The organism is Halobacillus litoralis (genome assembly GCF_009856355.1).
In the GTDB taxonomy this organism is placed as follows: domain Bacteria; phylum Bacillota; class Bacilli; order Bacillales; family Halobacillaceae; genus Halobacillus; species Halobacillus litoralis_B.
Map to the genome: position 1 here is coordinate 190,840 of NZ_WMEW01000005.1, position 23,912 is coordinate 214,751.

21 protein-coding genes and 2 pseudogenes are annotated in these 23,912 nt (G+C 45.6%); 7 read left to right on the top strand and 16 right to left on the bottom strand.

Annotated elements, in window-relative coordinates; genetic code table 11:
• Positions 1-11: 11 nt before the first annotated feature.
• Positions 12-491 (bottom strand): YusW family protein, encoded by a 480-nt coding sequence (locus tag GLV97_RS09705; protein WP_160840317.1) that lies wholly within the window; start codon positions 489-491, stop codon positions 12-14.
• A gap of 134 nt (positions 492-625) precedes the next feature.
• Between GLV97_RS09705 and msrB the strand changes: the two genes are divergently transcribed.
• Together msrB and GLV97_RS09715 are read left to right on the top strand one after the other, a co-directional pair.
• Positions 626-1,213, top strand: coding sequence for a peptide-methionine (R)-S-oxide reductase MsrB (gene msrB, locus GLV97_RS09710; RefSeq protein ID WP_202410612.1), 588 nt, complete (start codon positions 626-628; stop codon positions 1,211-1,213).
• A gap of 121 nt (positions 1,214-1,334) precedes the next feature.
• Positions 1,335-1,889, top strand: coding sequence for a nitroreductase family protein (locus GLV97_RS09715; RefSeq protein ID WP_160840315.1), 555 nt, complete (start codon positions 1,335-1,337; stop codon positions 1,887-1,889).
• 31 nt (positions 1,890-1,920) lie between these two features.
• On the opposite strand, the gene GLV97_RS09720 is transcribed toward GLV97_RS09715, so the two are convergent.
• Complete coding sequence (locus tag GLV97_RS09720; RefSeq protein WP_160835725.1) at positions 1,921-2,265, bottom strand: DUF3889 domain-containing protein; 345 nt, start codon at positions 2,263-2,265, stop codon at positions 1,921-1,923.
• Positions 2,266-2,601: 336 nt separating this feature from the next.
• On the opposite strand from GLV97_RS09720, the gene GLV97_RS09725 reads away from it, so the two are divergent.
• A complete protein-coding gene (locus tag GLV97_RS09725; protein WP_160835724.1) occupies positions 2,602-3,534 on the top strand; it encodes an exonuclease domain-containing protein in 933 nt (310 codons plus the stop codon).
• Here the strand turns inward: GLV97_RS09725 and GLV97_RS09730 are convergent.
• On the bottom strand, positions 3,523-4,050 hold the full coding sequence (locus tag GLV97_RS09730) for a hypothetical protein (RefSeq protein ID WP_160835723.1): 528 nt from the start codon (positions 4,048-4,050) through the stop codon (positions 3,523-3,525). The two genes, GLV97_RS09725 and GLV97_RS09730, sit on opposite strands and share 12 nt — an antisense overlap.
• Before the next feature lie 82 nt (positions 4,051-4,132).
• Here GLV97_RS09730 and GLV97_RS20330 point away from each other — a divergent pair.
• The 3 genes and pseudogenes from GLV97_RS20330 to GLV97_RS09750 all read left to right on the top strand — a co-directional run.
• Positions 4,133-4,443, top strand: a pseudogene (locus GLV97_RS20330) (aminoglycoside 6-adenylyltransferase); the annotation flags it as partial.
• A gap of 2 nt (positions 4,444-4,445) precedes the next feature.
• Positions 4,446-4,631: pseudogene (locus tag GLV97_RS20335) on the top strand (aminoglycoside 6-adenylyltransferase); the annotation flags it as partial.
• 370 nt (positions 4,632-5,001) lie between these two features.
• Positions 5,002-5,781 (top strand): LAGLIDADG family homing endonuclease, encoded by a 780-nt coding sequence (locus GLV97_RS09750; RefSeq protein ID WP_160840313.1) that lies wholly within the window; start codon positions 5,002-5,004, stop codon positions 5,779-5,781.
• A gap of 252 nt (positions 5,782-6,033) precedes the next feature.
• On the opposite strand, the gene GLV97_RS09755 is transcribed toward GLV97_RS09750, so the two are convergent.
• The 4 genes from GLV97_RS09755 to GLV97_RS09770 all read right to left on the bottom strand — a co-directional run bounded on the left by GLV97_RS09755 (position 6,034) and on the right by GLV97_RS09770 (position 10,665).
• Positions 6,034-6,303, bottom strand: coding sequence for a hypothetical protein (locus GLV97_RS09755; protein WP_160889573.1), 270 nt, complete (start codon positions 6,301-6,303; stop codon positions 6,034-6,036).
• Positions 6,304-6,527: 224 nt separating this feature from the next.
• Entirely contained in the window at positions 6,528-7,691 is a 1,164-nt protein-coding gene (locus tag GLV97_RS09760) for a glycosyltransferase family 4 protein (RefSeq protein WP_160889574.1), read from the bottom strand.
• Positions 7,692-7,704: 13 nt separating this feature from the next.
• Positions 7,705-8,853, bottom strand: coding sequence for an NAD-dependent epimerase/dehydratase family protein (locus GLV97_RS09765; RefSeq protein ID WP_160835717.1), 1,149 nt, complete (start codon positions 8,851-8,853; stop codon positions 7,705-7,707).
• Between the two features lie 312 nt (positions 8,854-9,165).
• Entirely contained in the window at positions 9,166-10,665 is a 1,500-nt protein-coding gene (locus GLV97_RS09770) for a flotillin family protein (protein WP_160835716.1), read from the bottom strand.
• A gap of 188 nt (positions 10,666-10,853) precedes the next feature.
• Between GLV97_RS09770 and GLV97_RS09775 the strand changes: the two genes are divergently transcribed.
• The gene (locus GLV97_RS09775; protein ID WP_160889575.1) at positions 10,854-12,815 is read left to right on the top strand and encodes an AMP-binding protein; all 1,962 of its coding nucleotides are present in this window, start codon (positions 10,854-10,856) and stop codon (positions 12,813-12,815) included.
• 41 nt (positions 12,816-12,856) lie between these two features.
• Here the strand turns inward: GLV97_RS09775 and GLV97_RS09780 are convergent, their stop codons facing one another.
• The 9 genes from GLV97_RS09780 to parC form a co-directional block, all read right to left on the bottom strand.
• Positions 12,857-14,386, bottom strand: a complete 1,530-nt coding sequence (locus GLV97_RS09780; protein ID WP_160889590.1) for an acyl-CoA carboxylase subunit beta — start codon at positions 14,384-14,386, stop codon at positions 12,857-12,859.
• Between the two features lie 16 nt (positions 14,387-14,402).
• Positions 14,403-15,185: an enoyl-CoA hydratase-related protein gene (locus GLV97_RS09785; RefSeq protein WP_160840309.1), complete on the bottom strand. Its 783-nt coding sequence runs from the start codon at positions 15,183-15,185 to the stop codon at positions 14,403-14,405.
• A 3-nt stretch (positions 15,186-15,188) separates the two neighbouring features.
• Entirely contained in the window at positions 15,189-16,097 is a 909-nt protein-coding gene (locus GLV97_RS09790) for a hydroxymethylglutaryl-CoA lyase (protein ID WP_160889576.1), read from the bottom strand.
• 11 nt (positions 16,098-16,108) lie between these two features.
• Positions 16,109-16,324, bottom strand: a complete 216-nt coding sequence (locus GLV97_RS09795) for an acetyl-CoA carboxylase biotin carboxyl carrier protein subunit (protein ID WP_160835712.1) — start codon at positions 16,322-16,324, stop codon at positions 16,109-16,111.
• Positions 16,325-16,338: 14 nt separating this feature from the next.
• Positions 16,339-17,694 (bottom strand): acetyl-CoA carboxylase biotin carboxylase subunit, encoded by a 1,356-nt coding sequence (locus GLV97_RS09800; RefSeq protein WP_160840307.1) that lies wholly within the window; start codon positions 17,692-17,694, stop codon positions 16,339-16,341.
• Positions 17,695-17,706: 12 nt separating this feature from the next.
• Positions 17,707-19,347: an AMP-binding protein gene (locus tag GLV97_RS09805; RefSeq protein ID WP_160889577.1), complete on the bottom strand. Its 1,641-nt coding sequence runs from the start codon at positions 19,345-19,347 to the stop codon at positions 17,707-17,709.
• Positions 19,348-19,365: 18 nt separating this feature from the next.
• On the bottom strand, positions 19,366-20,508 hold the full coding sequence (locus GLV97_RS09810; protein ID WP_160835709.1) for an acyl-CoA dehydrogenase: 1,143 nt from the start codon (positions 20,506-20,508) through the stop codon (positions 19,366-19,368).
• 73 nt (positions 20,509-20,581) lie between these two features.
• Positions 20,582-21,211 (bottom strand): TetR/AcrR family transcriptional regulator, encoded by a 630-nt coding sequence (locus GLV97_RS09815; protein ID WP_160889578.1) that lies wholly within the window; start codon positions 21,209-21,211, stop codon positions 20,582-20,584.
• A gap of 237 nt (positions 21,212-21,448) precedes the next feature.
• Positions 21,449-23,908, bottom strand: a complete 2,460-nt coding sequence (parC, locus tag GLV97_RS09820) for a DNA topoisomerase IV subunit A (RefSeq protein ID WP_160835707.1) — start codon at positions 23,906-23,908, stop codon at positions 21,449-21,451.
• Positions 23,909-23,912: the final 4 nt, after the last annotated feature.

Sequence of the window (23,912 nt, forward strand, 5' to 3'; positions counted from 1 at the left end):
CAGCCTCTATGTCATCCGTTTGACAAGGGCTGTTTTTTACTGTTTTCATAATGCCGCTCCGATTCACCTGGATACACCACGCGAAGGGAAAAGTGTTTATATCCTTCACTCAGGCCGAAAACGTGGAGGACGTCCTGAATGACAAGGGAATCAGAGGAGTCTTGATCAAAACTCATTTCCCGGAACAATGGAGTCAGCTGATTCATCGCTTGGGTTCCTGAAATTCTTTCTTTGCCCATCTCATAAACAACCGCTTGAGCTGTATTTTCATAAGCGGAGTAGTAAACCCGGTAGGTGACACCCTCTGGGTAGTGAACATCGAGATTGAAAGCAGTAAATGAAAAAGCATCTGTCGTTTTATCCGCTAAGTCATAGGAAATGTTGTCTACGGCATTGAGATCGTTCTTCACTTCTTCCTTTTCTCCTGTCGGTTCTCCACAGGCTGTAAACAGGAATAAAACAGATACAACGCATACGTTCCATTTCTTCATCGTAAAGCACCTCCGTTTACTACACAGGATTGCCGAGTTCTCTTATGTTTATAACCGATGCAGCAGGCATTAATTTTATCGATCATCCTTCCTGCATGTTAAAATAAAAGTAGTCAGGTCAAAGGAGGATGAATATGAAAAGTCTATCGCTCTGGCTTTCTTTAATTATCGTCGTTGCAGGCATCGGCCTTTTTACATGGAGTAAAAATACAGGTGCTTCCTCAGATGCTCCAGCTAAGGCCGCAGAAGACACAAAGACGATTGAAATGTATAACGGAGACACTGTCGAATGGACGAAAGCGGAACTAAAAGAACAGCTTAGTGATATTCAATATAAGGTTACCCAGCAGGACGGAACGGAAAAAGCGTTTGAGAATGCGTACTGGGATAACAAAGAAGCGGGAATCTACGTGGATATCGTCTCAAAAGAGCCGTTGTTCAGCTCCCAGGATAAATATAAGTCAGGAACCGGGTGGCCGAGTTTCACAAAACCGCTGGTTGAAGAAAATATCGTGACCAAAGACGATCCGGGTATTTTCGGCATGCGGACAGAAGTACGAAGTGAAGCGGGAGACAGTCACCTTGGCCATGTCTTTAATGACGGGCCTGAACCGACGGGGCTCCGCTACTGTATGAACAGTGCCGCACTCGAGTTCATTCCTTTGGATGAAATGGAAGAAAGAGGCTACGGAGAGTATGTAAAGGCGTTTGATCAAGAGTAAGGCAGGGATTTTCCCTGTCTTTTTTGTGGTATAAAGGGAGTGACCTTGACAATATCATTGACAATATCATTGAGAACGATTATCATTACCATAACCAATTATAAACATGAGGGTGAGAGGCATGAATCAAACCAAGTCAACGATAGCAGAGGTCATTCGAGAAAGAAGGTCGATTAAAACCGGCTATTTGGATGAACCGGTTCCGACTGAGCTTGTAAAGGAAATTCTGGAGGATGCTGTATGGGCTCCTACACACGGGATGCGTGAGCCGTGGCGGTTCATCTACGTTCCTTCAGAAAATAAAGAGGACTTTGTCACTTCCCTTGTTGAGACGTTTCCGGAAGAGCGGAGGGAAGACCGCAGAGATTACTTCAGCAAGCCATCATCCTTTTTAATTGTTGTAATGGATGAAGACCCAAGACAGAAGGTGTGGGAGGAAAATTTCGGAGCCGTCAGTTGTCTGCTTCAAAACTTTCAGCTTTTGGCCTGGGAAAGGGACCTTGGAGTGGTTTGGAAGACCAATCCGCATATATATGAGCCAAAAGTACATGAACTGCTGGGGATTCAGCCTGAGGAAAAGATTGTCGGCTTTATACATATGGGGTACTTTGAAGAAAAACCAAAGCCTAAACAACGAACATCCATCGACGATAAATTTACGCTCTATACGCCATAAACGCAGCACACCCCTCTGGAGGTGTGCTTTTTTACGGGGAAGAGGATGCCATGTCCTCAAACTGGACTTCAATTAATTGATCCTCTGCAGGATTTATCAGAACATAAGCACGTACTTTCTTTTTCGTGCCATCCTGATCCATGGTAAAAAGGAAAGTGTACTGCTCCCGGTTATCCGCTATGGCTACTTTTCCCTGATATTCATAATTCACCAGGTCGAAATCAGGATAGTTTTTATCGGTTTCCTCAACCGCGATTTTTCCCCATTTGGCATAATCAGGCTGGGCAAACACATGGTTGAAGGATACAGAAAGAAATAAAAGAGCCATAAGAAAGACTGCTCCTTTATAAGACTTCCGCTTCCATTTCTGTTTCATCATCATCCCTCCTTTGTCCCCATTAGTTTTTATAGAATTCATAAATCTATACAGATGGACAAACGAAAGGTGCCTCTTCATTGAGCCACCTTTTTTATGTTCTATATTTGTCATCATAAGCAATCAATACAATGTTGTATGCTTCCTCCAGTTGTTTGATCTGCTGAAGCTGATCGGAAGGAAGATGGGCAAAATCAAAAGTCATCGATACCACTCCTTTCATTGCATTCCTATCATAAGCGGAGGGCCCTTTTTCTATACCGTTCAAATGGATTATATTAGACGAATCGGCAGGCGCGTTTTATTATAAAGAAAGGAACGGGAAAGGAGACTGTTATGAATTTTACAGCACTTGATTTTGAAACAGCCAACGCTTCTAAAGGGTCGGTTTGTTCCATCGGGCTTGTAGAGTATGAAAACGGGGAGCTGGTGAGGGAATATTACCGCCTTGTAAAACCAAAGAAGAATTACTTTGCTCCTATAAATGTACGTGTGCATGGAATTACCAAGGAAGATGTCAAAGATGCCGAGGAATTTCATACGTTGTGGGAGAAGGAAATAAAGCCCATGGTGGAAGGAAAGCTTTTGATTGCCCATAATGCACAGTTTGACATGGGGGTTTTAAGAGCCGTCCTGGATGAGTACAACCTCCCTTATCCGATGCTTGCTTATAACTGCACATTGAACATCTCAAGGAAGACGTGGCAGCTTCCTAAATACAACTTAAATCGTGTAGCGGATCATCTTGGTTTTTCTTTTTCCCACCACCATGCTTTGGAGGATGCTAAAGCAGCGGCTCATATATTTTTGAAAGCTAAAGAAAAACTTCAAGCCTCAGACAGCAGGGATTTAGTTGATAAATCAGGCACAACCAATGGAATGATGTATGAAGGGGGTTATGAACCGGCGCGGTTGAATAAAAAGCGGAGGGCACAAAAACCATCGGCTTCTTCTTTCTCGGCAGCGTCGGTGGAAATGGATCCTTCTCATCCTTTGTACAAAGCCTCTGTTGCCTTCACCGGCAGACTTTCTCATATGAAGAGGGAGGAGGCCATCCAGGAGGTGGTTCAGCGGGGTGGTGTGTTTCATTATGATATCCAGGCGTCTACCAACTATGTGGTGGTCGGAAACAAAACGTATGAGCGATACACGTCAGGGGAGAAAACTTCCAAACTGGAAAGAACCGAGACTCTTTTGAGTCAGGGAGCATCCATCGAGATTTTGTCAGAAGCGGATTTTCTAAACTATGTAAGGCGTTCATCTGTTTGAACGCCTTTTTAATGGATATAACGATGTGTCGTCCAACAGCCGTAAAGGATGAACGGCCCTGGCTTTTTCTGATAGTGCTCCTAAATTAATGCCGGCGGCGTAATAGGACTGCCAGACGATTTTTGTGCAGTATTGAATATCACAGGGGCCGTTTAAAGGCGCGTGAATGCGGTATAAAGCTTCCGGGTGTCTGTGGTACAAATCTTCTGCAAATGCAGCAGAGCGGATCCCTGTGCCTTCCTCATACGGGCGGTAATGAGCAACCTTGCGGAATTTTCTTTTATAAGCGTCTGGTTCATCCTTCATCAAGCCGGCAGGAATGGAATGCAGCACCTTTTTATCCGTGGTTACAATCCCTATGTGACCTACATATTTGGACTCTCGTTTCCCAACCGGAGAAAATAATACATCGCCTGGTAAAACATCTGAAGGCTCAAATGTGAAAGCATGAACAATTCTAGGGCGGTACATAACAAAAATAAGGATGGTCACAATCAGGGCGGATACTTTTTTCATAAACAACACCTCACTCTAATCGTAAACAACAGACGAGCATATCACAACTTTTTGAGAGGGGACTGATAAGCGTACAGAACAGAAGATGTATGAATTGATTTTACGTACAGTTCTGAACGATGAGTGGATTCGGGCAGTACTTTTAAATAGACCAAGGGCCGATCAGAATTATGACATTCCGTATATTGCAGATGATTTCACCTCTTTTATAGAAATTCTGCCTGGGTGGATGTGTTCGGGGAGCGGCTGATCATCCAGATATCTGATCAGTATCCTTTTTATTATGGGAACGGACGAAGGGGCCGTTCTGCTAATTTCATGCAGTTTACAGATGGAACAAGGATTGATTTACCACCTGCATCCATGAGCTTACTTAAACCTTCGAAAGTTTAACGACGGTTCCGCGGGATAAGGATGGGTGTCTTCCGGAAACCCCACTTCCAAGCAACCGCGATCACCTCGTAGAGAAACCTGATGCAGGCTATGTCTATCGATGCAGCAGTGAATTCTGGTGGATAAGTTTGTATGTGGCAAAAGGTTTGGAGCGGAAGCAGCCGGCGTATGCTAAAACGATGTTGTAAGGCCCGTTTCGAAAGAGCTGCATCAAATGATGACCAGGTATATCGGGGGCGGGAACGCTTTTTCTTTATCCTTCGGCCGTTCCGACAGATATTTTTTAGCGCTGTCTTCCTGAAGATTTGTGGCAATGGTATTAAGCAACCTATACGGGGAGTGTTTATTCTGACCATTGGGATGCTCTTCTTACAATGGCTCAATTATTTGAAGCTCTGAAGAAGGAATCATCCATGAGTATTGTTGAAAATCCCTTTGACATCAGTGTTGTATACGCTTACTTAAGGGGTTGAAAAAGAACAGGCAGCTTATAAAAGTGCGAAAAAATGGACCTGGGAACGTATGTTCGGTATAATAATTTTAACTTGCTAAAGGAGGTTGATCATTATATCGAAAAGATCCGGATCCAAAAAGCGCCGGCTTTCTGATAAAGAGATTGCAGAACGTTACAAAAAAGGGGAAAGCACGACAGTTATTGCAGGGGAAGCGGGCATAACTCCGGATGCTGTCCGCCTCGTATTGAAAAAAATGAACGTAACTCTGCGCCCTCGTGGCAGCTGGAAACGTAAATATCACGTCAATGAGCATTATTTCAAGACATGGTCGAACAATATGGCTTATATCCTCGGATTTTTTGCTGCAGATGGCATGATTCCTTCTAAAGGTCAGCAAATCAGCTTTGCTCAGAAGGATATGTCTATCCTTAACCTCATTAAGCAGGAATTAGACTCCAACCATCCAATTATTTTAAACGAAACGACAAATGTCTATATCCTCAATTTAAACAGCAGGGTCCTAAAAGAAGACCTTATGCATATTCATGGTTTTACACCGAGAAAAAGTATGAGTGTACAAATGCCTGACATCCCGGGAAGGTACAAATCACACTTTATCAGAGGTTATTTCGATGGAGATGGATGTGTATATAAAGACAAGCTGTTTATCAATATTGTGTGTGGATCGAAAGATTTCGTTCATTCATTAAGTGAAGTGTTGGATGAACAAACCATTAAAAATCAAATAAAGGTCTTTAACAATTATTTTAGACTTTATATTAGTGGCCCCAAAGACGTTCAAAATTTTTTCCGTTGGATTTATGAAGATAAAGAACTTTACATGGAAAGAAAGTACAAAACGTTTTTAAATTTGTTTACTTAAGAATTGAACAGCAAAGGGAAGTACTTAGGTACCTCTCTTTTTTTAATTTATTTCTAGTAGACATAATATATATTATACTAAGTTATCGATAAAAACAAAATTCTGTCTCATATGTAAAGTATACTCATGTTAGTGAGACAAAATAAAATGAAACACATCTCAGTATTTTGTTTTTGATTTTATGTGCTGCAAAGTTTCAAACAAAACATTACATTGAGTTTTCAGCATTCCAGACGTTTCGTTTCAATGCTGTTAATCATCGGCTTGATAAAATTTATGTATGGCTTTAAAATCTTCAAGAATCATTTGCACATCCATCCGGCTTAACGGCACCAGTATTTGATCCTTGATCGTTAATATATGACCTGTATCATCATTATGTTTTTCCAGATATTTATGCAGATGAGTCAGCTGCTCCAGGCTCAGCAATGATTTTGTCTGAAAATGCTTGATCTGCTGCACGTCAAACGGATTGGTTCCTTTTATATATACCCCTGTCACCATGTTTTCCTGCCGGCACATAAGGATTCCCTCCTTTTTTTCCGTTTTGTTCTAGTTTGGCTTTCCTTTGCCGGGTTATTTATTGTAGTTTTTTTATTACTTAATCGGAGTTGCTACTAAGTAATAAGTAAGAATATTACGAAAAAGTGTAAAAAGTGCCTGAAATACGGGGTCAGAACATATGTTCTCTTGTGGTTCTTGGAGCATTTTTATGTTTTAACCTCATAAAAAAAGCCACAGAGTTATTACTCTGTGACCTTTACCTTCGATTTTTTCGGTTGTTGTGCTGTACTTTCCTCATATACGCGAAGGGTTGTATAGTAATAATCCAAGATCTGTTCAGAAGGTTTCTGCCAGCTGTGCTTTTCAGCTTCCTTCCTGGCGTTTTTACAAAGGTCGGCATAGAGAGATGGATCTTCCAAACGGCTGATCGCCTCAATCATGCTTTCTGTGTTTTCATTTTCAAATAAAAGCCCTGTGCGGCCATCTTCCACCTGCTCCATTGTCGGGCCACTCTTAGCTGCTATGACAGGTAGACCTGATGCCATGGCCTCTAATATAACAAGACCGAGCGTTTCCGTTACAGATGGGAAAATAAGCGCGTCTGAAGAAGAGAATGCCTCAGCCAGTTCATCTCCATGGAGAAGCCCTGTAAACACTGTATTCGTCCCTTGAAAGGCCTCTTCGAGTTCTCCCTTGACCGGGCCGTCCCCCACAATCGCAAGAGATATGTCTTCCCGTTCGTCCAGCAGCGGCCTGATTTTATGGATTTCCTTCTCAGGTGCCAGTCTTCCGACGAACACGAGCAGCTTATTTTCAGGTTTTCCGTTGGATAAACGGCTGCGCATCGTCTCGGTCCGGTGTCCGGGATGATAATGATCCACAGCTACACCTCTGTCCCATACGCTGACGTTATGGAAGTTCTTATCATCCAGCTCCGTTTTAATCGCCTGTGATGTACACAAGTTGACATGGGCGTAGTTATGAAGCTTTCTGAAGTACCACCACACCAGCGGCTTAAATGGATACAGCCTGTAATAGTCCAGATACTTCGGTACATGTGTGTGGTATGAAGCAATCAATGGGTAATTCAGCTTGTCTGCATAGTACACACCAGAGACTCCGACAAGGGCTGGGTTGACCACGTGAACGAGGTCAGGATCGTGCTTTTGGAGCAGATCCTTCACCCGTTTTTGTGGAAGGCTGAATTCCTTTGATCTGTAAAAAGGCAGTTTTGCTGTCTTTACCCCTTCGACAATCGCTCCTTTGTATTCCTTTACACCAAGATCCGGAGCAATGACGACGACTTCGTGCTCTTGGTCCAGGAGATACGTAATGGCTTCCTTCAGTCTTGTAACTACGCCATCTGTAGATGGCAGGAAAGTTTCTGTAATGATGGCGATTTTCAAAGCGGAAAACTCCTTACTTCCAGGTAATTGATGGCAGAACATTCTCCTGGATAATACGATCTTTGTTTTCAACAGCCGTGCGGAGGATATCCCGGATCACATCGTCTGTGAGAAGATGAGGTTCCAGACCTAGATCGCGGAGTTTCGTATTGACGGCATTGTAGTAATGGTCTTCGTTCTCAATACGAGGGTTTTCAATCTTTTTAACTTCTGTTTGAAGCCCCTCTTCCTGAGCGATCTTATGCACGCGTTCAGCGAGCTCCTGAACAGAGAACCACTCTGTAAACTGGTTGAACACCCGGAATTCACCTTTATCCGCCGGGTTTTCAGCAGCAATTTCAACGCAGCGCACGGTATCTTCGATGTTCAGGAACGCGCGCGTCTGTCCGCCTGAACCGTAAACAGTAATATCATGCCCGATTGCAGCCTGATTGATGAAGCGGTTCAGAGCTGTCCCGAACACCCCGTCATAATCCACACGGTTTACAAGGACAGGATCCATGCGTGTTTCTTCCGTATGTAAACCATACACGATACCTTGGTTTAAATCTGTTGCACGGATACCCCAGATTTTGCAGGCAAACGTGATGTTATGGCTGTCATGCACTTTGGACAAGTGATAGAAAGAGCCTGGCTGCTTCGGGTACGGAAGCGTATCTTTTCTTCCTTTATGTTCAATTTCAATATATCCTTCTTCAATATCAATGTTAGGTGTGCCGTATTCACCCATCGTGCCCAGTTTGATCAAGTGACATTCCGGTGCGAATTCCTTAATGGCGTAAAGGACATTCAGGTTACCCACAACGTTGTTTGTCTGAGTATAAACCGCATGCTCACGGTCAATCATGGAATATGGTGCGGAACGCTGCTCGGCAAAGTGAACGAACGCCTCCGGCTCAGTCTGACGGAATACTTCCCTTAGGAAATCATAATGGTTGAGATCCCCGATAAAGGTTTTGATCTCTTTCCCTGATACTTCCTTCCATTTGGCCACCCGTTCTTCCAGTGTGGCGATCGGTGTTACTGAATTGGAGCGGAGCTCATCATCATACTTTCTGCGTACTAAGTTATCTACGATGGTTACATCATGACCCTGCTTCGATAAGTATAATGCAGTCGGCCAGCCACAGAAACCATCTCCCCCTGCTACAATAATTCTCATAATCTACCTCCTAGTTACATCTTGCATACTCGTATTCCCTTTTATAGAGTAACACTTTTGACTAATGTTCGAAAACTGGAAAGATTCCGCCATTCCGGCATACCTTCCCTTTTCAGTCATGGTCTCTACGTTTTTGACTTTACCATTAATTCAATTTTGAAACAATTAATTCTTTGTAAACTCCATAAACCCTCAGAAGAAAACGAAATATGTCGTACTTTGAGACCTAAATGAGATTTTACCCACCATGCCTTCTGTTTAAACCTGAAATTCTAAAAAAGCGGGAAGCATCATCCGCTCCCCGCTGTTCCATTACTCTTCTTTTTCTTTCTTTTCTTCTGATTCTTTTTCTAGGGCCTCTTCCTTCTGATCGTTGGATTCAGAAGCTGCTGCCGCTTCTTCCGCTCCCTTTTTCTCTTCTGAAGAAAAACTGTTAACGGTTCCTCTGGAAACGTAGCTTTCAAGCATCGCTTTCAAATCCATCCCTGTCGTTTCCTTCAAGGACTCCTGAATCCCAAGCATTGTAGACGTTACATTTCCTGCAACTTTCGATGAGCCTCCCTTGGAATCCGTGCCGCCCATATCAATCACTTTCATATCCTTAATCTGACTGATTGGCGCCGACACTTTCTCTGCATATTCAGGAAGAACTTTAATCAGCATTTCCATAATCGCTGCTTCACCGTAATGCTCCATCGCTTTTGCCATACGTTCTTTCGATTCCGCTTCTGCAATACCGCGCTGACGGATAACTTCTGCATCAGACTCCCCTTTGATCCGCTCGTTATCCGCTTCTGCCTGCGCGCGTTTCGTTACTTCATAAGCTTCTGCATCAGCAATTGAACGCCTACGCTTATTTTCCTCTTCTTCAAGCTCTACAGCGCGCTGCTTTTCGATATACTGAACTTTTAATTCTTCTTCTTTGATCTGCTGGGCAAGCTTCTGCCTTTCCAGTTCCCCGGCCTGATCGGCATTCGCTTTGGCACGGTTCGTTTCTGTCTGGAATTCCGCTTCTTTTATATCTTTTTCTTTTGTGGAAGACGCAACAGCTGTCAGGCGGCGGTTTTCCTCGTCCTGCGCTTCCTGATCGTTTTTGGCTTGATAAATACGGGTTTCCTTCGTCGCATCAGATTCCGCCATATTCGCTTTTTTCTGTACCTCTGCAATATGAGGACGTCCAAGCGCATCTATGTACCCGTTCTCCACGTCCACATCTTCTACATCATTTAAAGCAAAGGACGTAATTTCAAAACCCATGCCTTTCAAATCCGCTTCTGCAATCCGCTTCACCTGCGTATTGACTTCTTTGAAATCATTATAAATCTTCTCGATAGGCAGGGAGGCAATGATGGAACGAAGGTGTCCATTTAAGACATCCTTAAGCTCTGATTCCCGCTCCTTCTGCTTTTTACCGAGAAACTTCTCAGCAAAGTTCGCCATAATCTCAAGTTCACTGCCGATACTGATAACCGCTGTACTGGCTACACGAACCGGTATGCCTTCCTTCGTGTAGGCTTTTTCTGAATTGACCTGCAGCTGGAAAGATGTCAAGTCAATCGGTGTCGCCGTCTGGAACATACGGAGACGATATCCTCCACCTCTGATGATTTTAACAGACCTTCCGTTATCATCCTCAAATACGTTCTTTTCCTGTTCCGGATCACCAAGTTTAGGACCCGTTACAATTAAGGCTTCATTTGAACTGGCCGTTTTATAACGCAGACGGAAGATAATGAATGTAACAATCCCGCCGATGATTAAAGCGCCGCCAAGCACTCCTAAAATAATAACCACTAAGGCTCCTTCGAACATATCATCCACTCCTTCAATTAGTCCCTTTCAAAAAGAAGGGCTGTCTAGCATATCGAAATCCCCCCTCTCTAAGTTTCAGAAATTCTGGATTTTTTTATAAAGTATGTGAAATCTGTACATTTATAGTTTATGAAAACGCTTTATTATATAATGGGTATAAGTTATTACTGATGGAGGAGGAAGTTCTTATGCGTACATATCCAAATGTATGGAAACCGGAACAGGAGCAGATCGAATCAACCCGTTTGTATCAGTGGATGAAAAAATCAGGCTTTACGGATTATGATTCCTTTCATCAGGCAACAACAACCCGTTTGGAATGGATGTGGGAGGACGCCTGTAGAGAACTGGGAATTGAATGGTCTGTACCTTATCAGAAAACCCTGGATTTATCCCGCGGCCTTCCCTATCCTCAATGGTTTGTCGGAGGTGAAATCAATGCCACCCATAACGCTCTCGATAAATGGGCGGAAAAACCGAACCATCAAGACAAAACAGCTGTATTCTGGGAAGGCGACAACGGGGATTCCACAGCCTACTCCTTTAAAGAACTTCAGGAAGCTGTCGATCAGACCGCTCATGGATTCAAGCGTTACGGCATCACAAAAGGGGATATCGTGACGCTTTATATGCCGATGGTGCCGGAAACGCTTATCAGTATGCTGGCCCTTTCCAAAATCGGCGCTGTTTTCTCCCCTGCTTTCTCCGGATATAAAGCAGATGCTGTAGCTGCCAGGATCCAGGCTTCCAGAGCAAAAGCACTGATTACCGTTGATGGCTTCTACAGGCGTGGGAAAACCATGAAGATGAAGGAACAGGCGGATAAGGCGGCAGAGCAGTGTCCTTCTCTTGAGCATGTGTTTGTTATAGAACGATCCGGTATCGACGTCCCCTGGCATGAACAACGGGACATTCCCTGGTCATCTCTGCAGAAAAAAGCAGGTCCTTTTCCATCAGCCGCTACTAAATCCGACGATCCCTTCATGCTGATTTATACATCAGGGACGACAGGTAAACCGAAAGGAGCGGTTCACACCCATGCCGGTTTCCCCATTAAAGCTGCTTTTGATGCCGGGATCTGTATGGACGTCGATCAGGAAGATACATTATTCTGGTACACCGATATGGGATGGATGATGGGGCCCTTCCTCGTATATGGAGGACTTGTAAATGGCGCATCCATCGTCATGTTTGAAGGCACACCCGATTATCCTGAGCCTGACCGCTTATGGCAGATGGTCGACACCTATAAGGTGACGCACCTCGGCCTTTCCCCAACACTCGTCCGAACGTCCATGAAGCATGGAGCCAAATGGCTGCACCGGCATTCTCTTGACTCCTTAAAACTGATTGCATCGACAGGCGAGCCTTGGAATGAGGAACCATGGAACTGGCTGTTTGAACATGCCGGAAAGAAACGGGTGCCGATTTTCAATTACTCGGGCGGCACAGAAATATCCGGCGGGATTTTAGGAAATATCCTGATCAAGCCGATCCAGCCGGTTACTTTTAATGCAGCGCTGCCGGGAATGGATGCGGTGGTGTTAAATGAGAATGGGGAACGTATCACCAATGAAGTCGGCGAACTGGCGATTCGTAACCCATGGGTAGGCATGACAAACAGCTTTTTTGAAGACGATCAACGCTACGAGGAATCGTACTGGAGCCGCTTCCCGGATACATGGGTGCACGGCGACTGGGTGATCGAGGATGATAAAGGCTACTTCACGATCACCGGACGCTCCGATGATGTGTTGAATGTAGCTGGGAAACGACTGGGACCTGCCGAGGTGGAAACTGTTCTCGTGGACCATCCTCTCGTTTTGGAAGCTGGTGTTATCGGCATTCCTCATGAAACTAAAGGAGAAGAACCTGTAGCATTTGTTGTCACAAACAACCAGGTCGTGGAACAGGCGTCCCTGATAGAGGATTTAAAAAAGTATCTGCACCATAAGCTTGGAAAAGCTTTGTCCCCGGGCAGCATTCACCTCGTATCCGACCTTCCTAAAACGAGGAATGCCAAAGTGATGCGCCGTGCAGTCAAGGCCGCCTATCTAAACCGGTCTACAGGAGATTTAAGTGCCCTTGAGAATCCTGAAAGTGTTCAGGAAATTTCCGCCCTCGGAAAAACAACGGGTGCACAATCATAAGAAAAGCCTGGGTCTTATTAAAAGATCCAGGCTTTTCTTATTTATACCGGATAAACGCCATGTTTTCTATCCGTAAACTGGACGTTTTTGCGCGCATACGCTTCATATCGAGTGCTCAGTTCATGACGGAGGCGGTCGGGTTTCACCACATCATCAATGACCATTTCAGAAGCCAGGCGGTAAATATCGATGTTTTCCTTGTATTCCTCCTGCTTTTCTTTAATGAAAGCAGGACGGTCTTCTTCAGGAAGTGCAGCAATCTTATTGGCATAGACAGCATTCACAGCCGCTTCAGGACCCATCACGGCGATTTGAGCCGTAGGAAGAGCCAGACAGGCATCCGGTTCAAAAGCCGGTCCTGCCATCGCATACAAGCCTGCTCCGTACGCTTTCCTGACGATCACTGAAATTTTAGGAACAGTGGCTTCGCTCATAGCTGCGAGCATTTTCGCCCCGTGTCGGATAATTCCCGCTCTTTCCACCTTCGTTCCAATCATAAAGCCGGGGATATCAGCAAGGAACAAGAGAGGAATATTGAAAGCATCACACAGCTGTATGAACTTCGCTGCTTTATCTGCAGAATCCGGAAACAATACGCCCCCTTTGGCCCTCGGCTGGTTGGCAATGATGCCGACGGACTTTCCGTTGATCCTTGAAAGGCCTGTAATTAATTCAGGAGCAAACTTTCTCTTGATTTCACAAAAGGAATCCTCATCAATAAGGCGGTTAATGAGCTGATACATATCAAACGGAGCATTTTGGTTTCGGGGTATCAGTTCTTCGATCGTTTTATCAAAGGCTTCCGGCTCTCTGGCTTCCCTCGTTTTCGGACGCTCCTGATAGGAACTGGGGAAATAGCTCAAATAGCTTCTGGCAAACAATAAAGCTTCCTTCTCATCAGATACCAGCACATCCCCGCATCCCGATACAGAGCAGTGCATGGAAGCACCACCCATCTCCTCAAGCGATACCTTTTCGCCAATGACCTTTTCTGCCATTCTTGGAGAGCCCAGATACATGGAAGCATTGCCATCAACCATGATGACGATATCACAGAAGGCTGGAATATAAGCGCCCCCTGCAGCGGATGGACCAAATAACAGGCAGACCTGCGGCACACGTCCGGATAACTTAATCTGATTGTGGAAAATACGTCCCGCTCCGCGCCTGTTCGGGAACATATCTACCTGATCAGTAATTCTTGCTCCTGCCGAATCTACGAGGTACAACATAGGCGCATTGATTTTCAAAGCGGTTTCCTGGATACGGATGATTTTCTCAACGGTTCTTGCACCCCAGGATCCTGCTTTTACAGTCGAATCATTGGCCATCACACATACCGTTTCCCCGTTGATCCTCCCAATACCTGTCACAACCCCGTCCGCAGGCAGTCCTTCTGACTGACAGTTCGCAAAAAAAGCATCTTCGATATCCAGATCTTCATCAAACAACAATTGAAGACGGTCACGCACGAACATTTTCCCTTTTTCTGCGTTCTTTTCATGGTACTTTTCTGCGCCGCCTCCGGCAATGTTCTTCACTCGTTCTTCAAACGTCTGCTGGTCCGTCATCGTTTTCTCCACGTGCTCACTCTCCTTTATATTCCGGTCTGCGTTTTTCCTTAAAAGCATGTAAACCTTCCATACGATCGGCTGTCGGGATCGTTGTCTTATAGGCAGCGTGTTCGATTTCAAGGCTTTCATCCAGCGGTTTTTCACAGCCCAGATTTATTGCATGTTTCGCTGCCTTGACAGCTAACGGTCCGTTTCTTGCTATACAGGCAGCCAGGTCGTGGGCTTCTTCCATTAGCATTTGTGGTTCATACATATATTCAACAAGCCCCATTTGGAACGCTTTAGAGGCTTCCACTGGTTTCGCTGTATAAATCATAGACTTGGCGCGCCCCGGGCCTATGAGTCGGGATAGTCTCTGGGTACCGCCTGCCCCGGGGATAATTGCGAGGGATGTTTCGGTCAATCCTGCTTTTGCAGAAGAGCTCATCATGCGTAAATCACAGGCTAAAGCAAGCTCAAGACCGCCGCCGAAGGCTGCCCCATTCATAAGCGCAATCGTCGGGACCTCTATTTTTTCCAATTGACGGAGGGTGTCCCCGATCTTCCGTACGGTTTGTACCACTTCATCTTCGGTCATGTCTGATCTTTCCTTTAAATCCGCTCCTGCACAGAACGCTTTGCTGCCTTCTCCTGTAAGTAAGACGACCCGGATATCAGAACGGGACTGGATGCGGTCGATTTTTTCAGATAGTTCATCTAAAAGCGCATGGGAGAGAGCATTCGCCGCTTCCGGTCGATTCAATGTGAGCTGACAGACATAAGGCAGTGGCTCTTCCATACGAACGAGTTCATTCATGGCTTACACCCTTTCCTTATTCAAGATCTGCATGCCGTGGCTTGGAAGCGTCTTTCCAAGAACGCGCTGCATGTAACCGGCTGCTTTTTGAAGCGCTTTTTCATCTATTCCCGTGTGGATTCCCATCCGATGAAGCATATGAACGAGGTCATCTGTCGCAAGGTTTCCTGAAGCCCCGTCCGCATAAGGACAGCCCCCAAGACCACCGAGGGATGCATCAAAAGTCGTGATGCCATGCTGAAGAGATACAATGACGTTCGCCAGCGCCATGCCTCTCGTATTGTGAAAATGCATCGCCAGGTTCTCAAGCGGAAGATGTTTCTTCCAATAGGATAAAGCCTCATCCACCTGCTTCGGGTCGGCTGTTCCAATCGTATCTCCCATGGACAGTTCATCGATGCCCATACGCAATAAGCGGTCACTTACCCGGAGAACCTGGTCTTTTGATGTTTTTCCATCATAAGGACACTCAAAGACCGTAGACACATAGCCGCGCACCTGTTTCCCTTCACGTTTAGCTGTTTGGATAACATCCTCCAGCACGGGGAACGTTTCATCAATCGTTTTATTAATATTTTTTCGATTGTGTGTTTCGCTTGCTGACATAAACACAGCCACTTCATCAACATCTGCTGTTAAAGCAGCCTCCAGTCCTTTTTGATTCGGGACTAAGGCAGCATACGTGATGCCTGGTTTCCGTTTTATGGATGCGGCTACCTGAGCTGCATCCTTCAGCTGCGGGATCCATTTCGGATGCACGAAGGAGCTGATTTCTATGGATGACAGCCCGGTATCCGATAATTGATTGATCCAAGCCACTTTATCTTCTGCAGCTATTTCCTTAGGTTCATTCTGAAGACCGTCCCTCGGTCCGACTTCCTTTATCGTTACATGATCAGGCAGGTTCAGCATACGATCCGCTCCTATGATTCAATAATGGCAATAACGTCGCCTTCGTTGACAAAATCTCCCTCTCCGACTTTCAATTCTTTAATCGTCCCGGACGCTTCGGCGGGGATGGGGATTTCCATTTTCATCGACTCCAGAATCACAACATCGTCCCCGTCATTGATCTGTGTTCCTTCCGCTGCTGTAACTTTCCATACACTTCCTGCCATTGATGCTTTTACTTCAATCATGTGTAGTCCTCCTTTTAGTGGTTGGTTAGAGTAGGTAGATAATAGTTTTGAATAAAGCTGGTTGTCGTTTCACCTGCATGGAACTTCTCATGAGTAATGATCCGCTTCAACATCGTCAGGTTACATTTGATGCCCTCGATTTCATACGTATGAAGAGCTTTTGTCAGCCGTTCGACAGCTTGATGACGGTCGTTTCCGTGGACGACTAATTTAGCAATCATCGGATCATAGAAAGGTGTGACGTCGGATCCGCTTTCCACAGCCAGCTCATGCCTGATCCCCGGCCCTTCCGGCAGCACCATGTTTGAAAGCGTGCCGGGAGATGGATAAAACGTGTTTGGATCCTCGGCATAAACCCGAACTTCTATGGCGTGTCCATTGATGTGTAAATCTTCCTGGTGAATGTTCAGTTTCTCACCAGCGGCTATTTTCAACTGCTGGTGTACGATATCCACACCGGAAATTTCTTCAGTTACAGGGTGCTCCACCTGCAGACGTGTGTTCATTTCGAGGAAATAATAGTTTTCATTCCGGTCAACGAGAAATTCAATCGTTCCGGCATTGGTATAGTTCAGGCTTTCTACGGCCTTCAATGCACTCTCTCCCATTTCCTGGCGCGTTTTTTCAGATAGAAAAGGAGACGGAGCTTCCTCGACCACTTTCTGGTGCCTTCTTTGAATCGAACATTCCCGTTCAAACAAATGGACGGCATGCCCGTGGTGATCCGCAAGCACTTGAATTTCGATGTGCCGTGGTTCTTCAATTAATTTTTCGATAAACATTTTACCGTCTCCGAAAAAGGCTTTGGCGCGTTTGGAATTTCCTTCGAAGGCTTTTTCCAGTTCCTCATCGGAATGAACCGCCTGCATGCCGATGCCGCCTCCGCCGGCGGCTGCCTTCAGCATGACGGGATACCCGAAGGTTTGGGCCGCAGCTTTAGCTGTCTCTACTGACCCAACCGCTTCTTCTGTACCTGGAACGACAGGGACGCCTGCCTCCTTCATTTCAGCCCGTGCAGCGATTTTATCGCCCATTTTTGCGATTACACCCGCATCCGGACCAATAAATGTCAGACCGGCCTGTTCGACTCTCTCTGCAAAGGCGGCATTTTCACTTAACAATCCGTACCCCGGATGAATGGCTTCAGCACCGGAATCTGCTGCTGCCTCTAAAATTTTATCGATATTCAAGTAAGATTCATTGACTCTCGGTTTTCCGATCAAATAACTCTCGTCAGCCATTTTCACAAAAGGAGCATGCTGGTCGGCTTCAGAGTACACCGCAACGGTCTGAATGTTCAGCTGCCGGCACGTACGGATGATTCTGGCTGCAATTTCTCCACGATTGGCTATTAATACTTTAGTAAACATACAATCCCTCCCTCATTTTCCGGTCTGCAGTAAGTCGAGCGCACTTTCCCTTAACCTGAATTTCTGGATCTTCCCGCTCGCAGTCATCGGATATTCCTTCGTAAAGGATATATACCGGGGGATTTTATGCCGGGAAATCCGTCCTTCACAAAACTCTTTGATATCGCTTACATTTGTGTCTGTATTTTCCTTGGGAATGATCCATGCCATGATCTCCTCCCCGTACGTCTCATCCGGGACGCCGACAACCTGAACATCCAGTACATCAGGGTGCTGATATAAAAATTCTTCGATTTCCCGCGGGTATACGTTTTCTCCTCCGCGGATAATCATGTCTTTCATCCGTCCGGTTATTTCAATATAGCCTTCGCTGTCCATCACAGCGAGATCACCTGTATGAAGCCAGCCATCCGGATCTATTGCTGCACTTGTCGCTTCCTCGTTTTTGTAATAGCCCTTCATAACAAGATACCCCCGGGTACAAAGCTCCCCTGGAATCCCCGGTTCCACTTCTTCCCCCGTTGCCGGTTCAATAATTTTCACTTCTACATTAGGGTGAGGACGCCCGACACTGCTTACCCGGAGGTGGACAGGGTCATGAACATTCGTCTGGGTGATGACCGGAGAGGACTCTGTCTGTCCGTAGGCAATCGTAATTTCCTCCACCCCCATTTGATGAATGACGTTCTTCATGACTTCCATCGGACACGTCGATCCAGCCATAATACCGGTCCGCAGCGTCGTCGGTTTTAAAGCTTCAAATTCAGGATGATTGAGTTCTGCGATAAACATCGTTGGAACCCCGTGCAGCGCGGTGCATTCCTCATTTTTCACCGCCTCCAGCACTTTTTTCGGTTCGAATTGTTCCAAAATGACCATTGCTGCTCCTTTAGATACAGCCGCAAGTGTACCGAGCACACATCCGAAACAGTGGAAAAACGGTACAGGAATACATAAACGATCCTTATGAGTCAGGTTCATGCTGTCCGCCACCTGGTTTCCGTTATTTACGATGTTGTAGTGGGAAAGCATAACCCCTTTGGGAAAACCGGTTGTTCCTGATGTATACTGCATGTTGATGACGTCTGTAGAGGTCAGCATTTGTTTTCTTGCTTCCAGTTCCTCCTCCTGAATTGTCATCCCCATATCAATGACGTCCTGCCAGGAATAGCACCCTTTGTGCGGAGTATCGCTGAGAACGACGATATTTTTTAAAAAAGGAAGACGTTCGCTCTGCAGATTCCCTTTTTCCGAATGTTCCAGTTCCGGACAGATTTCCTTAAGGATATTCATGTAGGAAGCGCCTCGGAAATCCTCAGCAAGAATAAGTGTAGAGGCATCCGACTGCTTCAATAAATATTCAAGTTCCTGGGCACGGTAGTTGGTATTCACAGTAACAAGCACACCGCCCATTTTCCCCGATGCGAACTGGGTAATCAGCCATTCCGGCTTGTTGTCAGACCAGATGGCCACGTGGCCGCCCTTTTTAATTCCGAGAGCCATCAGTCCTTTCGCAGCTGCATCGGCTTCCTCGTTAAATTCCGCATACGTTTTCCGGATCCCATTTTCCGGATATACATAAGCTTCCTGATCAGGATACAGCGAAGCTTTTTCTTCCAACAGCTCCCCGACTGTCTGTTCAAGTAGTGTCATTTTCTCATCCTCCTTTTCTTAGCATCCAAGCTGGCGTGCGATGACCATACGCTGAATTTCAGAAGTCCCTTCGCCAATTTCGAGAAGCTTGGCGTCTCTTAAGAATCGCTCGACTTCGTATTCCCTCATGTATCCGTACCCGCCGTGGATCTGAATAGCCTGATTCGATGAGCGGAAGGCTGTTTCAGAGGCGAAAAGCTTGGCATAAGCGGATTCTTTCGTGAAATCCTTCTTCTGATCCTTCAACCAGGCAGCTTTTAACACCATATTTCTCGCAAGCTCCACTTCCATGGCCATATCAGCAAGCTTGAATTGGATGGCTTGAAATTTTGAAATGGACTGCCCAAACTGCTTCCGCTCCTTCGCGTAGGCAAGCGCTTTATCCAGGGACGCCTGGGCAATACCGACAGCAAGAGCGGCTATGGATATGCGGCCGCCATCCAGTGTATATAAAAACTGATGAAATCCTTTGGAAGGATCACCGAGGATGTTTTCCTTAGGTACTTTCACATCTTCCAATATGATTTCAGAAGTATTCGATCCGCGGACGCCCATTTTTTCGTAAGGACTCGTGATTTTCATGCCTTCGGTATCTTTAGGAATGATAAACGCCGAAATAATGTTCTTTCCGTCCTCCCGCTTTCCTGAGACAGCTGTCACAGTAATGGACCTTGCATACTCTGCGTTGGTAATCCAGCATTTCTCCCCATTAATTACATAGTGATCCCCTGTTAATTCCGCCCGTGTCTTCGTACCGCCTGCATCGGATCCTGCATTTGGTTCTGTTAAACCGAAGGAAGCAAGACCTTCCCCTTTCGTAAGCGGAATAAGGTATTCCTGTTTCTGCTCCTCGGTACCAAAATAGTAGATTGGACTTGCCCCAAGGGAAACCGCAGCTGCATAACTCAATCCCGTGGATCCGCAAACACGCCCAATTTCCTCAACGGCCAGCGCGTAGGTAACGGTGTCCCCGCCAGAGCCACCATACTCCTCAGGAAATGGAATGCCAAGAAGCCCGAGTCTGCCCATCTCATCAAAAATGTCTTTTGGAAATTCTGCATGTCGATCAATATCCACCGCTCTCGGCGCAATGACATTATTGGCAAAATCCCGGACCATTTTTCTTGTCATTTCCTGTTCTTTCGTAAGTTCAAAGTTCATGATAATCCCCCTTACCCATGATTATAGACCGACTGGTTGGTCTGTATGACACATAACAAAAGAATGAAAGCGTTTACTTTATGTCGTAAAAAAAAGGGACTTTACTCATATGACGAATCAGGTGATCACTGCTGCCGGGCAGTAAAAAATGAAGAATCAAATCAATGTAAACTTCTGCGATTTCATCGATCGAATACCGGCCATCCTGCTGATACCATTTGTAAATCCAATTGACCATGCCTAAAACAGCCATAGCGGTTACTTCAAGCGGAAGCTCTTTACGAAAATCACCGCTTTTCTGACCTTCATGAATGATCCCGAAAATGACGTCCTTAAATTCATCCCGTTTCCGTTTGATTCTTTCCTCGTATTCAGGCTTCAAGTAATTACTTTCCTGATAAAAAACCGATATATGAGGTTTGTATAAATCAAAGACTTTCACAAAAGAATGAATGACAGCCTGAATTTTTGCTGTTGGTGAGGTGTGAATCACGTTGGCTGCTCCAGCCTCTTTCAAAACGTATGTAATAAAGGTGTCGTGAATCACAAATAGAAGTTCATCCTTGGATTGAAAGTGGTGGTAAAAACCGCCTTTAGATGTGCCGGAGGCTGCAACAATCTGATTCACGGTCACACCGTGAAAACCATGTTGATCAAATAACTGCAGAGAAGTTTCAAGGATGGTGCTTCGTAAGCGGCTCATACATCATCTCCCTTCAACTGAATATATCTTCATTTTATCATAGTATTTTGAAAATACAATCATATCCAGTTTACTTCCGCAGCTAAAAGGGATTCTCCCCCTCTCCTTTTTATGCGGTTCTACTTTACGGTTTTATCTTATTGATGGTTTTTTCTTTTATATTTCGGAGTTGCTACTAAGTTTGAATAAAGAACGCGAACGGTTCTTTTTGTTTGAACCGTTCGCGTCGTCAATTTTTTATTGGTTATTTTCATCTTCCTGTTTGAACGGGACTTCATACCCTGGCTTCAGCCAGGATTCGACAACTTTTCCTTTTTGGTCGACGTCCAGAACGTAGGAACCGTTGCTGTAACGGTCATTGGCTTTTAAGTCCATTGGTTTAACCGTTGTCGTTTCTTGTTTTTCCGTCATGAGTACAACCTCATCTTCTCTTTGGACAAGATGAACGTCCACGATTTGATGCGGGTTTTTCTTCAGCTCCCGCAGCATGATCACTCCACGTTTGGCTCTTGATGTACGGTCGAATTCCTTCAGTCTCATCCGCTTGGCAGCCCCCCGGTGAGTGGTCATCAATACGGAAGGATCCTCTTCAGCCTTAAAAATCTGGCCGGACACCACCCATTCGCCTTCTTTCAGCGTCATGGCTTTGACGCCGGATGCCCTCTGTCCTACAGTGTTCACTTCATCTTCCTTATACCACAAGCCGTACCCTTTATTGGAGGCCAGGAAGATCTCTCCTGTACCATTGGTTACATGGACATCCACGACTTCATCACCACCTTTGAGATTGATGGCGACCAGGGCTTTGGAATGCCGCTGAGCCTGATAGAGACTGAGCTCACTCTTTTTAACCATCCCGTTTTTCGTAAAGAACATCAGGAAATCCTCTTCGTTGAATTCCCGGACCGGGATGGCTTCAACAAGGTATTCATCTTTTTCCACTTGAACAATGTTGGATATAAACTGACCAAGATCTTTCCAGCGTATATCGGGGAGTTTATGGACAGGAAGGAACAGATATTTACCTAAGTTCGTAAACAGAAGAATGGTATCCGTGGTATTCATTTCAACCAGACGCAGCAGGTGGTCGCCATCCTTCAGCGCAAAATCCTCGCCGTTTGAGGCCGCATAGGAACGTAAACTCGTCCGCTTGATATAGCCGTCTTTAGTAATGGAAACAAGCACATCTTCGCTCGCGACCATGACATCTAAGTCGACCTTCAGTTCCTGAACTTTGTCTTCGATTTTCGTTAAGCGTTCGTCTTTGTATTTTTTCTTCATTGCACGCAGGTCCGACTTGATTACCTTCATCATTTCACGTTCACTGGACAGAAGCTTTTCAAGTTCCTCAATCTGCTTTCTTAACTCTTCCGCTTCTGCCTGAAGGGCGGTAATGTCGGTATTCGTCAAGCGGTACAGCTGCAAGGTTACAATCGCTTCTGCCTGTTCTTCTGTGAAGGCATACTGCTGAATCAGCTGTTCCTTGGCGTCCGCTTTATCCCTGGACGCCCGTATCGTCGCGATCACTTCATCCAGGATGGAAATCGCCTTAATCAACCCTTCCACAATATGGGCGCGGCGCTTGGCTTTATTCAAATCATAAATGGACTGCCTTGTTACCACTTCTCTCTGGTGCTCGATATAAGCATCCAGCATCATCGGCAGATTCAGAAGCTTCGGTGTCCGGTCGTGGATCGCGACCATGTTGAAGTTATAGGAAATCTGCAGATCGGTATGCTTATATAAATAATTCAGGACGCCTTCACTGTTGGCATCTTTTTTCAATTCGACGACAACCCGCAGACCTGTCCGATCTGTTTCATCACGCACCTCTGCGATCCCTTCCACTTTTTTATCAATACGGAGTTCATCCATCCGTTTCACCATGCTGGCCTTATTGACTTCAAATGGGATTTCGTCGATGACAATCTGCTCACGTCCACCGCGCTGCTCCTGAATTTCCGCACGTCCACGGACTATGACCTTCCCTTTTCCTGTTTCATACGCTTTTCGGATTCCGTCAATCCCTTGAATGATTCCTCCAGTAGAAAAGTCCGGTCCTTTTAATTTGGTCATCAGCTCCGGTACATCTGCATGAGGCTTATCAATCTTCATAATGACGGCATCGATCACCTCTCCAAGATTATGGGAGGGAATTTCAGTGGCATACCCGGCTGAAATTCCTGTGGAGCCGTTAACCAGCAGGTTTGGAAACTTCGCCGGCAGCACGGTCGGCTCTTCTATGGTGTCATCAAAGTTCGGGATAAATTCAACGGTCTGCTTTTCTATATCCCTCAGCAGTTCAGATGATATGGCTGAAAGCCTTGCTTCTGTATAACGCATCGCTGCGGGAGGATCACCATCTACACTTCCGTTGTTTCCATGCATTTCCACAAGCGGTTTGCGTACTTTCCATGTCTGACTCAGCCGTACCATGGCGTCGTACACGGACGTATCCCCGTGAGGGTGGTAATTACCGATAACGGTACCCACCGTTTTAGCGGATTTCCGATAGGCTTTATCGTGCGTATTTCTTTCCTGATGCATCGCATACAGAATTCTCCGCTGAACAGGCTTAAGCCCGTCCCTGGCATCAGGGAGGGCCCTTTCCTGAATAATATATTTACTGTATCTCCCGAAGCGGTCTCCGAGAACTTCCTCTAAAGGTAAATCTAAAAACTTCTCTGCCTCAGCCATCAGA